The 13,498-nt window shown below is 63.6% G+C and carries 11 protein-coding genes; 8 read left to right on the top strand and 3 right to left on the bottom strand.

The features are described from left to right. Positions 1-68: 68 nt before the first annotated feature. Genes B0G83_RS00860 through B0G83_RS00850 form a run of 3 tightly spaced genes read right to left on the bottom strand, consistent with a single transcriptional unit; the run spans position 69 to position 2,626 of the window. Positions 69-1,286 carry a beta-ketoacyl synthase gene (locus tag B0G83_RS00860; RefSeq protein WP_105505555.1) on the bottom strand — a complete coding sequence of 406 codons (1,218 nt, stop codon included), beginning with the start codon at positions 1,284-1,286 and terminating at the stop codon, positions 69-71. After that, positions 1,286-1,516 carry an acyl carrier protein gene (locus B0G83_RS00855; protein WP_105505554.1) on the bottom strand — a complete coding sequence of 77 codons (231 nt, stop codon included), beginning with the start codon at positions 1,514-1,516 and terminating at the stop codon, positions 1,286-1,288. The genes B0G83_RS00860 and B0G83_RS00855 overlap by 1 nt, the downstream gene beginning before the upstream one ends. A 39-nt stretch (positions 1,517-1,555) precedes the next feature. Next, complete coding sequence (locus tag B0G83_RS00850; protein ID WP_181156650.1) at positions 1,556-2,626, bottom strand: beta-ketoacyl-ACP synthase III; 1,071 nt, start codon at positions 2,624-2,626, stop codon at positions 1,556-1,558. A gap of 476 nt (positions 2,627-3,102) precedes the next feature. Between B0G83_RS00850 and B0G83_RS00845 the strand changes: the two genes are divergently transcribed. The 8 genes from B0G83_RS00845 (at position 3,103) to B0G83_RS00810 (ending at position 13,481) form a co-directional block, all read left to right on the top strand. After that, the gene (locus tag B0G83_RS00845; protein ID WP_105505553.1) at positions 3,103-3,390 is read left to right on the top strand and encodes a DUF1330 domain-containing protein; all 288 of its coding nucleotides are present in this window, start codon (positions 3,103-3,105) and stop codon (positions 3,388-3,390) included. A 1-nt stretch (position 3,391) separates the two neighbouring features. Beyond that, positions 3,392-3,706, top strand: a complete 315-nt coding sequence (locus B0G83_RS00840; RefSeq protein WP_105505552.1) for a DUF1330 domain-containing protein — start codon at positions 3,392-3,394, stop codon at positions 3,704-3,706. Between the two features lie 81 nt (positions 3,707-3,787). Next, a complete protein-coding gene (locus B0G83_RS00835) occupies positions 3,788-5,221 on the top strand; it encodes an MFS transporter (RefSeq protein WP_105505551.1) in 1,434 nt (477 codons plus the stop codon). Positions 5,222-5,296: 75 nt separating this feature from the next. Beyond that, positions 5,297-5,785, top strand: a complete 489-nt coding sequence (locus B0G83_RS00830) for a flavin reductase family protein (protein ID WP_105505550.1) — start codon at positions 5,297-5,299, stop codon at positions 5,783-5,785. A 101-nt stretch (positions 5,786-5,886) separates the two neighbouring features. Next, positions 5,887-9,471 (top strand): indolepyruvate ferredoxin oxidoreductase family protein, encoded by a 3,585-nt coding sequence (locus tag B0G83_RS00825; RefSeq protein WP_105505549.1) that lies wholly within the window; start codon positions 5,887-5,889, stop codon positions 9,469-9,471. A gap of 304 nt (positions 9,472-9,775) precedes the next feature. Next, the gene (locus B0G83_RS00820) at positions 9,776-12,148 is read left to right on the top strand and encodes a bifunctional salicylyl-CoA 5-hydroxylase/oxidoreductase (RefSeq protein ID WP_105505548.1); all 2,373 of its coding nucleotides are present in this window, start codon (positions 9,776-9,778) and stop codon (positions 12,146-12,148) included. Continuing rightward, complete coding sequence (locus tag B0G83_RS00815; RefSeq protein WP_105505547.1) at positions 12,145-12,927, top strand: SDR family NAD(P)-dependent oxidoreductase; 783 nt, start codon at positions 12,145-12,147, stop codon at positions 12,925-12,927. Before B0G83_RS00820 ends, B0G83_RS00815 begins: the two co-directional genes overlap by 4 nt. Beyond that, entirely contained in the window at positions 12,924-13,481 is a 558-nt protein-coding gene (locus B0G83_RS00810; protein WP_105505546.1) for a MarR family winged helix-turn-helix transcriptional regulator, read from the top strand. The genes B0G83_RS00815 and B0G83_RS00810 overlap by 4 nt, the downstream gene beginning before the upstream one ends. Positions 13,482-13,498: the final 17 nt, after the last annotated feature.

Below are 13,498 nucleotides of genomic sequence, written 5' to 3'. Positions count from 1 at the left end.
TTGACATAACGTCCCTTAGCTGTGTTCGTGGTGAGTGCGCAGATCGAGTCCACTCGACGGGCGCGCTGTTAAGCACCGAAAATGAGCGACGCGTTCTGTCCGCCGAAGCCGAACGAATTGGACAAGGCCACCCGCTTGTCCAGCTTGCGCGGCGCTTGCTGGATCAGATCCAGATCGATCTTCGGGTCGGGGGTCTTGAGATTGGCTGTGGGCGGCGCCGTGCCTTCTTCCGCCGCGAGCGCCGCGAAAACCGCTTCGATCGCGCCGGCCGCGCCGAGCAGGTGGCCGGTTACGCCCTTCGTCGAGCTGACCGGCACGCGGGCGCCGAACAGTTCGCGAATCGCGCCCGACTCCACCACGTCGTTGCCCGGCGTCGAGGTGCCGTGCGCGTTGACGTAACCGACGGCGGACGGCTCGAGCCCGGCATCGCGCAATGCGGCTTTCATCGCGAGCGTCGCGCCGAGGCCCTCGGGATGCGGCGAGGTCAGATGGTGGGCATCTGCCGACGCACCGTAGCCGAGCACCCGGCTACGAATCCGCGCGCCACGATTGCGAGCGTGTTCCTCCGATTCCAGCACCACGATGCCGGCGCCTTCGCCGATCACGAAGCCGTCGCGGGTGGCATCGAACGGACGCGACGCCGTGCGTGCGTCCGTGTTGCGCGACAGCGCCCGCATGCGGGCGAAGGCCGACAGGTAGAAGCGCGTGATTGGCGCCTCGGTGCCGCCCGCAATCACGATGTCGGCCGCGCCGCTGCGCAACAACTCCTTGCCGAGACCGATCGCCGATGCGCCGGATGCGCACGCGGAACACGGCGCGAAACACGGCCCCCGCGCGCCGATCGCGATCGCGACCTGGCCGGCGGCCATGTTCAGCAGACCCATCGGCAGCGTGAGCGCGGACACGTCGTCCGGGCCTTCGCTCAGCAGCATGGCGTGCTGCTCTTCCAGCGTGATCGTGCCGCCCGCGCCCGAACCGATGATCACGGCGACACGGCTGCTGTCCTTCCATTGCTTCGGTTCAAGGCCGGCATCGCGCAATGCTTCGCGCGTCGCCAGCAGCGCGAACTGCGCGTAACGGTCCCACTGCCACGGCGTGGACACGCCCAGATCCGCGTCGGCGAACTCCGGCACGCGGCAGGAAATCTCGACGGGCAGGTCCTTGAGAGACGCATCGACACTCGCCGTCGACTCGCCGGACAGCACGCGCCGCCAGTTATTGGCGACGCCGATGCCGGCGGGCGTCACGAGACCGATGCCGGTAACGGCGGCCGGGAACGGGGCCATCACGCAGCGCCGTTAGCCACGGCCAGAATGTCCGAAATCTTTTCGATTTCGTAGACCTTGGCGTCGCTGATCTTCAGACCTAGCTTGCGCTCCAGCAGCACCACCAGATCGACGGTGGACAGCGAATCGAAACCGAGCGCCTCCAGCGTCGCTTCGGGAACGATCTGCGCCTGCGCGATCTTGAAGCGTTCGGAGATGACCTTACCCAGCGAGTCGATAGATACGTTCATGACTTGTTCTCCCAATCAGGATTGTTCGGTTAGTGAGGGTTATGCGGCTTGTTGAGCCGTTGAAACGCGTGCTTCGGATACTTCGGCTTCCGGCCATTCGATGCCTCGCACGTCGAGCTTCGGCCACGTCATCACGGTCGAGCCCCACGACAGACCCGCGCCGAATGCGCTGATCAGAATGCGGTCCTTTGCGGCGAGCTTGCCGCCGGCAGCCAACTCGGTCAGCAGGAGCGGAATCGATGCCGTGACCGTATTGCCGACCCGGCCGATGTTCACGGCGATCCTGTCGCTCGGAAAACCCAGCTCGTAGCCGATCGTGTTGAGAATCCGCACGTTGGCCTGGTGTCCGACGAACCACGCGATGTCGTCGTATCCCCAGCCGGCTTTACCGAGTACGCTGCGAGCCGATTCCGTCATGCGGGCCACTGCGTGCCCGTAGACCTTCGTGCCGTCCATCTTCAGATACCAGTCTTCGATCGCGAGCTCGCCGTGCCCGAGTCCGTTCGACGCTCGCTGGCGCGAACCGCCCGCATCGATCGACAGCAGGTCCGGCCATTCGCCGTCGCTGCCCAGATCGAACGGTCCCAACGCACCGTCTTCGTCGGCGTGGCCGGCGCGCAGGACCACCGCACCGGCGCCGTCGCCGAAAATCGGCCGGGTATTACGGTCGTTCGGATTGACCATGGTCGAGAACGCTTCGGCGCCGATGAACAGCACGTAACGCGCGATGCCCGAAGCGATCAGGCCGGACGCCGTGGCGAGACCGTAGACGAAGCCGCTGCACGCCGAGTTGATGTCGTAGGCCGCCACCTTGCCGAGGCCGAGGCGAGTCGCCACTTCCGGCGCCACCGCCGGGCAGATCCGGTCGGGCGAGGCCGTGGCCACGACCACCGCGTCGATCTGCGGATGCCCGGCCGAGGCCAGCGCCCGAGTGCCGGCCTCGATCGCCAGATCGCGCGTCGACAGCCCGCCCGTCACCATGCGCCGCTCGACGATGCCGGTCATTCTTTCGATCCAGTCCGACAGGCGCCGCTTTTCGCCGAAGATCTCGTCGTTGCTGACGATTCGTGGCGGAATGCATCCGCCAATGCCGCAGAGCACAGCGTTCATTTAATATTCCCGAGAATTACGTCGATGATTACGGAATAGCTAAAGCATTCGTACGGACGAGTGCCATCCTCTAATTGTTAATTAGTCACCCTTAGTATTTAACCTGGACTTAACAAAATTAGAGACGGTCGATCGCCTCGTTTGTTTTTATGTGCAAAGCGGAAATCCGTTAGATCGCAGACTCGATTTCCGACGCTGGGAAGTCTAACGGAGGATAAAAAAATCAGACATGTCAAAACGAGATGCCACGCATCGCCAATCGTCACCCGGACGCACGGCGAACTTGATATCGTGACGGCCATGTTGATCTGCAATGCTATGCATCGACTGCGCGCCGAGTAAAGCGGCGGCCGGCAGCGGTTTTCCGCCGGCCTTTACTACTCAATATGCATAGTCAAATCGAATCGCATTCAAACGAATAAATCGTGTCAGCAGCGCGATCGGCGTGACTGGCAACTGCACCAGGAGAGAGATCGATGGCCAGGGGTTACATTATCGGCAGCATTACCGTTACCGATCCGGAAGGCTTCAGGCATTATGTTGCCGCCGCTTCGGAGGCAATCAAGTTTCACGGCGCCAGATCGCTGGTCCGCGGCGGGCGCTGCGAAATTCTCGAAGGCGATGGTCTGACGCGCAATGTGATTCTGGAATTCGAGTCGTATGCGGACGCGCGCTCGTACTATTACTCGCCTGAGTACCAGGCGGCGATGAAACATCGCCTCGGTAGCGCGGTCGCCAACATCGTCGTCGTCGAGGGAGTCTGACATGGCCAAGGGATATTGGATCGGTCACGTCGACGTGCATGACTTCGAGCGCTACAAGTCGTACATCACCGCCAATGCGAACGTGTTCTCCCGCTACGGCGGCCGCTTCGTCGTGCGTGGCGGCGAGCGACTCGTCAAGGAAGGCGAAAGCCGCTCGCGCACCGTCGTGATCGAGTTTCAGGACTACGCGACCGCCGTTGCCTGCTACGAGTCGGCCGAGTATCGCCTCGTCAAGGCGAAACGCGACGACTGTTCGACGGCGGATATCGTGATTATCGAAGGCTACGACGGCCCGCAGCCCGGTAGCCCGGCATGACGCGCCGCGCCGCGCCTGCAATAACCGCTTACTGTCGCGCCGAATCGTTAAATCGGTATTTTTGTTTTTTTCATTTCCACCATGACTGACGGCCTGCCCAATCCACAACGTTCCTTTGCTTTTCTCACCATCGCGATCGCCATCGTCATCGCGGTGCTGGATACCTCCATCGTCAACGTGGCGTTGCCCGCCATCGGCCGAGATCTGGCGGTGTCGCCCGCGCAGGCGATCTGGGTCGTCAACGCCTACCAGCTGGCGATCACCGTTTCGCTGCTGCCGCTCGCCTGTCTCGGCGACATCATGGGCTACAAGCGGATCTACTGGTCCGGTCTGGCTGTGTTTACTGCCGCGTCGTTCGCATGCGCCAACGCGCACACGCTGCCGGTCCTCGCGGCCGCGCGCGTGGTGCAAGGGCTGGGCGCGGCCGGCATCATGAGCGTCAACATCGCGCTGGTGCGCTTTATCTATCCGAAAGCGCAGCTCGGCGTCGGCGTCGGCTACGCATCGTTGATCGTCGCGGTGGCGTCGGCAGCCGGGCCGAGCGTTGCGTCGGCGATTCTTTCCGTCGCTCACTGGCAGTGGCTGTTCCTTGTGAACGTGCCGCTCGGTTTGCTCGCGCTCGTGGTCGGCGCGCGCACGCTGCCCATCACGCCGGCATCCGGCAAGCGGCTCGACAAACTCAGCACGGTCCTCAATGCGATCACCTTCGGCTTGCTGATCTCCGGTCTTGCGGCATTCAGCGAAGCGGGCGGCGCGGCACGCGGCGTCGCGATGGTCACGGCGGGTCTGCTGGTCGGCGCGGTCTTCGTGTGGCGCGAAAACCGTCTCCGCGAACCGCTGCTGCCCATCGACCTGTTGCGCATGCCGGTGTTTTCGCTGTCGATGGTCACGTCGATCTGCTCGTTCGCCGCGCAGACCATGGCGTTCATCGCGCTGCCCTTCTACTTCGAAACCACGCTCGGCCGTCCCGCCACGCAGACCGGTCTGCTCATGACCCCGTGGCCGCTGATGACCGCGCTGATCGCGCCGATCGCCGGCCGGCTCTCCGATCGCATGTCGCCGGAGCGGATCAGCAGCATCGGCCTCGTGTTCCTCGGTTGCGGGCTGGCTTCGCTGTACTGGCTCGGCAGCGATCCTTCGATGTTCGACGTTGCGTGGCGGCTCGCCATCGGGGGGCTCGGTTTCGGGCTGTTCCAGTCGCCCAATAACCGCGTGATCATGGGCAGCGCGCCGCGCGAACGCAGCGGCGGCGCCTCCGGCCTGCAGTCGATGGGCCGTCTGCTCGGCCAGTCGCTCGGCGCAGTAGTGGTGGCCCTCGTGTTCGGCCTCGCGCATCAGCGCCAGGCGCAACTCGTCACGGCGATCGGCGCGGCGCTGGCCTTGATCGCGGCCAACGCAAGTGCGTTGCGCCGGGTCAAGTCGTCGCGCGCGCCGGACGTGGCCGCGAGTCCCGTCGCCGCGAGTCCCGCCGTGTCCGATCGCGCCGTGCCCGACCGCGCCTTGTCCGACCGATAACGCCCCTCCCCCCAGCCAGGACACCGCCAAACCATGTCTCCATGCGACGCCGTAGACCACGCCGGACCCACGACGATGCTGGACTCGCGCGCCTTGCGCAGTGCGCTCGGCCACTTTGCGACCGGCATCACCATCGTCACCGCGCGCAACGCCGACGGCAACGCGATCGGCTTGACGGTCAACTCCTTCAACTCCGTTTCGCTGGACCCACCGCTGATCGTCTGGAGCCTGTCGCAGACCAGTTCGCGATTCGATGCGTTCCAACGCGCCGAGCACTACGCAGTGCACGTGCTCGCGTCCGATCAGATCGAACTGGCGCAACGCTTCGCCACCAGCGGTGTGGACAAGTTCCTCGGGCTGCGCACGTCGACGGGACTCGGTGGCGTGCCTTTGCTGGAGAACTGCTGCGCGTGGTTCGAGTGCCGCAATGAAACACGTTTCGAAGCCGGCGATCACCGCTTGTTCATTGGCGCCGTACAGCGCTTTTCGACAGCGCAGATTGCCGGGCGTAAGCCGCTGATTTATCACGGCGGAAGTTATCGGGAGTTAAGCGCGCAACACTGAGCGCCTGCCTGGCAACCGCACTGCCATTACCAGAACAACACGGTCCGCATTCCGTACGTCGCCGTACGTCGCGCCCCATCAAGCCGCTGGAGACTCCACGCATGAACGCCCCGCTATCGTCCCCTCTACGGGATGCCCTCGCCAATGCGTCGCTCGACGACAAGTACACGCTCGGCAAAGGCCGTGTCTATCTGAGCGGAACGCAGGCGCTGGTCCGCCTGCCGATGTTGCAGAAGGAACGCGATCAGCGTGCGGGACTGAATACGGCGGGCTACGTATCCGGCTATCGCGGCTCGCCGCTAGGCGGACTCGATCAGGCGCTCTGGAAGGCCAAAAAACACTTGCAGGACCATGAAGTCGTATTTCAGCCGGGACTCAACGAAGATCTCGCCGCGACTGCCGTTTGGGGAACGCAGCAGCTCAACCTCTGGCCCGGCGCGAAAGTAGAGGGCGTGTTCGGCATGTGGTACGGCAAGGGGCCCGGCGTCGACCGGACCGGCGACGTCTTCAAGCACGCGAACTCGGCCGGCACCGATCCGCACGGCGGCGTACTGGTTCTGGCGGGCGACGATCACGCGGCGAAGTCGTCGTCGGTCGCGCATCAGTCCGAGCACATGTTCGTCGCGAGCGGCATTCCGGTGCTGTATCCGGCGACCGTGCAGGAGTATCTCGACTACGGCCTGCATGGCTGGGCGATGAGCCGGTACGCGGGCCTGTGGGTCGCGATGAAATGCGTGACCGACGTGGTGGAATCGAGCGCGTCGATCGAGATCGATCCGGAACGTCTGCAGATCGTTCTGCCCGACGACTTCGAGATGCCCGAAGGCGGACTCAACATCCGCTGGCCCGATCCGCCGCTCGCGCAGGAAGCGCGTCTGCTCGACTACAAGTGGTACGCCGCGCTCGCGTATGTTCGCGCGAACAAGCTGAATCGCGTGGTGATCGATAGCCCCACGCCTCGGCTCGGCATCATGACGGCGGGCAAGGCGTATCTCGACGTGCGCCAGGCGCTGGCCGATCTGTCGCTCGACGAGGCAACCTGTGCCCGCGTCGGCATTCGCCTGCTGAAGGTGGGTTGCGTGTGGCCGCTCGACGCGCAGAATGCCCGCGACTTCGCCACCGGTCTCGACGAGATTCTCGTGGTCGAGGAGAAACGCCAGATCCTCGAATACGCATTGAAGGAAGAGCTGTACAACTGGCGCGACGACGTGCGTCCCAAGGTGTTCGGCAAGTTCGACCAGCGCGACGACGAAGGCGGCGAATGGTCGGTGCCGCGCGGTCAGGCGCTGTTGCAGTCGCACGGCGAACTGTCCCCTGCGTTGATCGCGAAGGCGATCGCGCGGCGTCTTGCCCGCTTCAGTCTACCGGACGACGTGCGCGCTGGTATCGAGGCGCGCGTCGCGATTATCGAAGCCAAGGAACGCGAAGCCGCCACGCCGCGCGCGGTAACGCAGCGGCAGCCGTGGTTCTGCTCGGGCTGCCCGCACAATACGTCGACCCGCGTTCCACCCGGCTCGCGCGCGCTGGCCGGCATCGGCTGCCATTACATGTCGATGTGGATGGACCGCGATACCGAAACGTTCAGCCAGATGGGCGGAGAAGGCGTCGCGTGGATGGGCCAGATGCACTTCACGAACGAGCGGCACGTGTTCGTCAATCTCGGCGACGGCACGTATTTCCACTCCGGCTTGCTGGCGATACGCGCGTCGATCGCGGCAAGCGCGACGGTCACCTACAAGCTGCTCTACAACGATGCCGTGGCGATGACCGGCGGCCAACCGGTGGACGGCGTGCTGACGGTGCCGCGCATCGCGTTCCAGGTGGCAGCAGAAGGCGCGAAGCGCATCCTGATCGTGACCGACGATCCCGCGAAATACGATGCGAGCGTGCGTCTTCCGGAAGGCGTCACCGTGCATCACCGCGAGGAACTCGATCGGCTCCAGCGCGAGTTGCGCGAGGTTTCAGGCACGACGATCCTGATCTACGACCAGACCTGCGCGACCGAAAAACGCCGGCGGCGCAAACGCGGCACCTATCCCGATCCGGCAAAACGCGCGTTCATCAACGACGCCGTGTGCGAGGGTTGCGGCGATTGCTCCGTGCAGTCGAACTGCCTGTCCGTCGAACCGTTGGCGACGCCGCTCGGTACGAAACGCAAGATCAACCAGTCGTCTTGCAACAAGGACTTTTCGTGCGTGACTGGTTTCTGTCCGAGCTTCGTGACGGCGGAAGGCGCGCAACTCAGGAAGCCCGCGCCGCTTTCGTCGCAGCGCGAATTGCCCGATTTTTCCGCGCTGCCGCGCCCTGTCGCGCTGCCGCTTGCCAAACCCTACGGCGTGCTGGTAACGGGTGTCGGTGGGACCGGTGTGGTGACGATGGGCGGCCTGCTCGGTATGGCTGCGCACCTCGAAAGCAAAGGCGTTAGCGTGCTCGACATGACGGGGCTGGCGCAGAAAGGCGGTGCCGTGCTCAGCCACGTGCAGATCGCGGCGACGCCCGACCAGTTGCACGCAACGCGAATCGCGACCGGCGAGGCGCGGCTGATCATCGGCTGCGACGCGATCGTTTCTGCGTCCCCGGATGTGCTCGCCCGTACCCAGCGTGGCGTCACGAAAGCCGCGATCAACAACGGCGCCACACCGACCGCGGAGTTCGTGCGCGATCCGCAGTGGCAGTTCCCTGCCGATCAGACGCGCGATGATCTGCGCGGCGCAATTGGCGACGACTGCGATTTCATCGACGCGAACCGCCTCGCGTTGAGCTTGCTGGGCGACACGCTGTATTCGAATCCGTTGCTGCTGGGTTTTGTCTGGCAGCGCGGCTGGCTGCCGGTCGGTTATGAGAGCCTCCATCGTGCTTTCGAACTCAACGCGGTTGCGGTCGAGAAGAACCTGCTGGCCTTCGAATGGGGCCGCTATATCGCACAACATGGCGAAGCGGGCGCGCATGCGTACATGCCTCACGCCAACCGGCAACAGGCGATTGTCGTGCAAATGCCGGAAACGCTGGACCGCGTGATCGAGAATCAGACCGCGCGATTGCGTCTCTATCAGAACGAACGTTACGCGGCGCGTTATGCGACGACGGTGGCATTGATTCGTGCGACGGAAACGACACTGGCCGCTGGTGCGCGACTTCGGCTTACGCCGGTCGTTGCGCGTAATCTCGCGAAATTGATGGCCTATAAGGACGAGTACGAGGTCGCGCGTCTTTATGCCGATCCGGCGTACCTGGACAAACTCCGCGAGCAGTTCGAAGGCGAGCCTGGCCGCGACTACACACTATCGTTTTATCTTGCGCCGCCGTTGCTGGCGAAACGCGACGAGCACGGGCATCTGAAGAAGCAGCGTTTCGGTCCGTGGATGTACTCGGCGTTTCGTTTGCTGGCGAAATTCAAGTTCTTGCGCGGTGGTGCGTTCGATCTGTTCGGTAAGACGGAAGAACGCCGAAGCGAACGCGCGTTGATCGAGCAGTACATCGCGATGGTCGAAGCGTTTTCGACGACGCTGGACAACGAGCGGTTCGACCTGGCAATGAAGCTGGCGAAACTGCCCGAAGAGATCAGCGGGTTCGGGCATGTGAAGGAAAGGAAGATGCAGGCGGCGAAGGAGAAGCGGGAGAGGTGGATGGGGGAGTATCGGGAGGTGGGGAATGGGGGTGCGGCGGCGGCTGTGGCGCGGTTGTGAACGAGCCTTTCTTAGCGGGTTGATTTGTCCCAGGCTGGGTGTCGTGCGCAACCGAATAAATGCGTCTCTAGCCATATCTGAGAAGGCTTTGACCGTTTCGGCACTCCCCGTCAGGGAAGCCTCCATGACGAGGGCGAGGGACACTTTCATTTTTGCCGGGCAGCAGACTCATTCCCAGCAGACGCTGACGGCCCGCCGTCACCGACTTCGCCAGATTCCGACCGTTCACCCCCCACATTTACTTGACATCTAAAATATCTAAGCCTAAATTATCTCCAAGCGGAATCCACCTTGGAGAACAAGCATGCGCATCGTCTGCATCGGCGGCGGCCCGGCCGGGTTGTACTTCGGCCTGTTGATGAAGGGCAGGAACCCGGCCTACGAAGTCACCGTCGTGGAGCGCAACCGCCCGTACGACACCTTCGGCTGGGGTGTCGTGTTCTCCGACCAGACGCTCGGCAATCTGCGTGCGGCAGACGCGCCTAGCGCCGACGCGATCCTCGAGGCGTTCAACCACTGGGACGACATCGAGATCAACTTCCGCGGCGAGCAGATCCGCTCGTCGGGCCACGGCTTCTGCGGCATCGGCCGTAAGCGTCTGTTGAATATCCTGCAGGCGCGCTGCGAGGCGCTCGGCGTCAAACTGGTGTTCGAAACCCAGGTCACCGACGACACCGTCTACGAAGCCGACCTGATCGTCGCCTGCGACGGCGCCAACAGCGCGGTCCGTCAACAGTACGCGGCCACGTATCGGCCCGCCATCGACATGCGCGATTGCCGCTTCGTCTGGCTCGGCACCCAAAAACTGTTCGACGCCTTCACCTTCGCGTTCGAAGAAACCGAATTCGGCTGGTTCCAGGCCCACGCATATCGCTTTGACGATCAGACCTCCACGTTCATCGTCGAAGCGCCGGAGCGCGTGTGGCGCGCCGCCGGCCTCGACGAAATGAGTAAGGAAGACAGCATCGCCTTCTGCGAGAAGCTGTTCGCCAAGTACCTGGACGGCAATCCACTGCTGTCGAACGCCTCGCATTTGCGCGGCTCGTCGCAATGGATCCGCTTTCCGCGCGTCGTCAACGAAGAATGGGTTCACTGGCGCCACAACCCAGACGGCTCGCAAACGCCGGTCGTGCTGATGGGCGACGCCGCGCACACCGCGCACTTCTCGATCGGCTCGGGTACCAAACTCGCGCTCGAAGATTCGATCGAACTCGCCAACAGCATCGGCGCGCATCCGGGTGACCTGCCCGCCGCGTTGCAGCACTACACCGACGTACGCAGCATCGACGTCCTGCGGATTCAGAACGCCGCGCGCAATTCGACCGAGTGGTTCGAGCACGTCGACCGTTACACGGCGTTCGAGCCCGAACAGTTCGCGTATTCGCTGCTCACGCGCTCGCAACGCATCTCGCACGAGAACCTGCGTGAACGCGACGCGGCGTATCTGTCGGGATTCGAAGACTGGCTTGCCGAGCGTTCGGGCGTACAACGCGCGCCCGAAAAACATTCCGTTCCACCGATGTTTACGCCCTTCACGCTGCGCGGCGTGACGCTGAAAAACCGCGTGGTGGTGTCACCGATGGCGCAATACTCGGCCGTCGACGGCATTGCCGGCGACTATCACCTGATGCACCTCGGCGCGCGCGCCATGGGCGGCGCCGCGCTCGTCATGACGGAAATGACCTGCGTGTCGCCCGAAGCGCGCATCACGCCCGCTTGCCCCGGCATGTATACGCCCGAACATCTGAACGCATGGAAGCGCATCGTCGATCTCGTGCATGGCCAGTCGGACGCGAAGATCGGCATTCAGCTCGGCCATTCCGGCGCGAAAGGCTCGACACGCGTGGCGTGGGAAGGCATCGATCAACCGCTCGCCGACGGCAACTGGCCGCTCGTCTCGGCGTCGCCGCAGCAGTATCTGCCGGGCGTCAGTCAGCATTCGCACGAAGCCACGCCCGAGGAGTTGCGCGAGATCGAAGCGCAATTCGTTCGCGCGACCCGAATGTCCGCAGAGGCTGGTTTCGACTGGCTCGAATTGCACTGCGCACACGGCTATTTCCTGTCGAGCTTCCTGTCGCCGCTAACCAATCAGCGTACCGACGAATACGGCGGCTCGCTTGAAAACCGGCTGCGTTATCCGCTGCAAATCTTTAAAGCGATCCGCGCGGTGTGGCCGCAAGACAAGCCGATTTCCGTGCGGATTTCCGCGAACGATTGGGTCGAAGGCGGCACGACACCCAACGACGCCGTGCAAATCGCACGCGCGTTCAAAGCCGCCGGCGCCGACATGATCGACGTGTCGTCGGGTCAGGTCAGCAAAGCGGAAAAGCCGGTCTACGGCCGCATGTTCCAGACGCCATTCGCCGACCGCGTGCGTAACGAAGCCGGCATCGCAACGATCGCGGTCGGCGCGATCTCCGAAGCGGATCACGTCAACAGCATCATCGCGGCGGGCCGTGCGGATTTGTGCGCGATAGCGCGCCCGCATCTGGCGAATCCGGCGTGGACACTGAATGAGGCCGCAAAAATAGGTTATTTCGATGTGATGTGGCCCAAACCCTACACGGCAGCAAAGTCCCAACTCGAACGCAATCTGGAACGCGAGCGCGCTCAAGCCGCCGCGAACGCCGGTCTCTCGCCGCAAGAACGCGCGCAACGCGCGGAGGGCATCACGTGAATACAGCCACGTCCCACTCCACAACGCTCGCCGGACACCATGCGGTGGTGACCGGCGGCGGCAGCGGTATCGGCGCGGCCGTGGCGCAAACGCTGCTGCGCGCGGGCGCGCGCGTCACGCTGATGGGCCGCAACGCGGAACGACTGGCGGCGCAGCGGGAACAATGCGAAGAGCTCGGTGACGTGGCCTGCATCTGCGTGGATGTCACGCAGGAAGAGTCCGTCGCGAATGCATTCGCCCAAGCGGGCGCAGTGGACATTCTCGTCAACAACGCCGGTCAGGCACAGGCCGCGCCGTTCACGCACACCGACACGGCCCTATGGCAGCGCATGCTCGACGTGAACCTCACCGGCGTTTTCCTCGGCACGCGCGCCGTGTTGCCCGGCATGCTCGAACGTGGTCGCGGGCGGATCGTCAACGTCGCCAGTACGGCAGGACAAATCGGTTACGCGTACGTGGCCGCCTACTGCGCCGCGAAACACGGCGTGATCGGCCTGACCCGCTCGCTCGCGCTCGAAGTCGCGACCAGAGGCATCACCGTCAACGCCGTCTGCCCCGGCTACACGGAAACCGAACTGCTGCACGCATCGCTCGAACAGATCACCAGCAAGACCTCGCGCACCGAACAACAGGCGCGCGACACCTTGCTGCGCTCGAATCCACAACGCCGCTTCGTGAGTCCGCAACAAGTCGCCGACGCCGTGCTCTGGCTGTGCCAGCCCGGTTCGGACGCAATCACGGGGCAATCCCTTTCCATCTCCGGTGGAGAAGTCATGTGACCAAGTCAACGAACCTCAAGAAAACGGCGGCCAGCGAGTCGAAACCGCCGCGCAAAGGCGTCGCCAAACCCGCGGAGAACGTCGTGGACCTCGAAATGAGCACGGGCGCCGATAGCCACATGGGTCTGCGTTTGTGGCTGCGCATGCTGACCACCACCAATCTCGTGCAGGCCGAACTACGCAAGCGCTTGCGTAACGAATTCGACACAACGTTGCCCCGTTTCGATCTGATGGCGCAACTCGAACGTCATCCCGAAGGCCTGAAGATGACAGAGTTGTCGCGCCGTTTGATGGTGACGGGTGGCAACGTCACCGGCATTACGGACCAGCTCGAAAAAGAGGGCCTCGTTTCGCGCGACAACGATCCGAACGATCGCCGTTCGATCAGCGTGTGCCTGACGCCCGCCGGCCGCAAGGCATTCGACCGGATGGCGGTCGCGCACGAACAGTGGGTGGTCGAACTGTTCGGCGGCCTGAGCCTCGACGAAAAATCGCGGACCCATCAACGTCTCGGCAAGCTCAAGCAACACTTGCTCGACACGCTGAAAGACTGACCCCGCACCGCCGCCCC

It is taken from the genome of Paraburkholderia sp. BL21I4N1 (assembly GCF_002973525.1).
Lineage (GTDB): Bacteria > Pseudomonadota > Gammaproteobacteria > Burkholderiales > Burkholderiaceae > Paraburkholderia.
Note: the sequence above shows the minus strand (reverse complement) of the source record. Positions and strands in the feature narration are given on the sequence as shown.

Excerpts from the sequence above, each read along its gene's own strand:
- B0G83_RS00860 (WP_105505555.1), bottom strand. The coding sequence starts at position 1,286 with ATGGCCCCGTTCCCGGCCGCCGTTACCGGCATCGGTCTCGTGACGCCC.
- B0G83_RS00855 (WP_105505554.1), bottom strand. The coding sequence starts at position 1,516 with ATGAACGTATCTATCGACTCGCTGGGTAAGGTCATCTCCGAACGCTTC.
- B0G83_RS00850 (WP_181156650.1), bottom strand. The coding sequence starts at position 2,626 with ATGAACGCTGTGCTCTGCGGCATTGGCGGATGCATTCCGCCACGAATC.
- B0G83_RS00845 (WP_105505553.1), top strand. The coding sequence starts at position 3,103 with ATGGCCAGGGGTTACATTATCGGCAGCATTACCGTTACCGATCCGGAA.
- B0G83_RS00840 (WP_105505552.1), top strand. The coding sequence starts at position 3,392 with ATGGCCAAGGGATATTGGATCGGTCACGTCGACGTGCATGACTTCGAG.
- B0G83_RS00835 (WP_105505551.1), top strand. The coding sequence starts at position 3,788 with ATGACTGACGGCCTGCCCAATCCACAACGTTCCTTTGCTTTTCTCACC.
- B0G83_RS00830 (WP_105505550.1), top strand. The coding sequence starts at position 5,297 with ATGCTGGACTCGCGCGCCTTGCGCAGTGCGCTCGGCCACTTTGCGACC.
- B0G83_RS00825 (WP_105505549.1), top strand. The coding sequence starts at position 5,887 with ATGAACGCCCCGCTATCGTCCCCTCTACGGGATGCCCTCGCCAATGCG.
- B0G83_RS00820 (WP_105505548.1), top strand. The coding sequence starts at position 9,776 with ATGCGCATCGTCTGCATCGGCGGCGGCCCGGCCGGGTTGTACTTCGGC.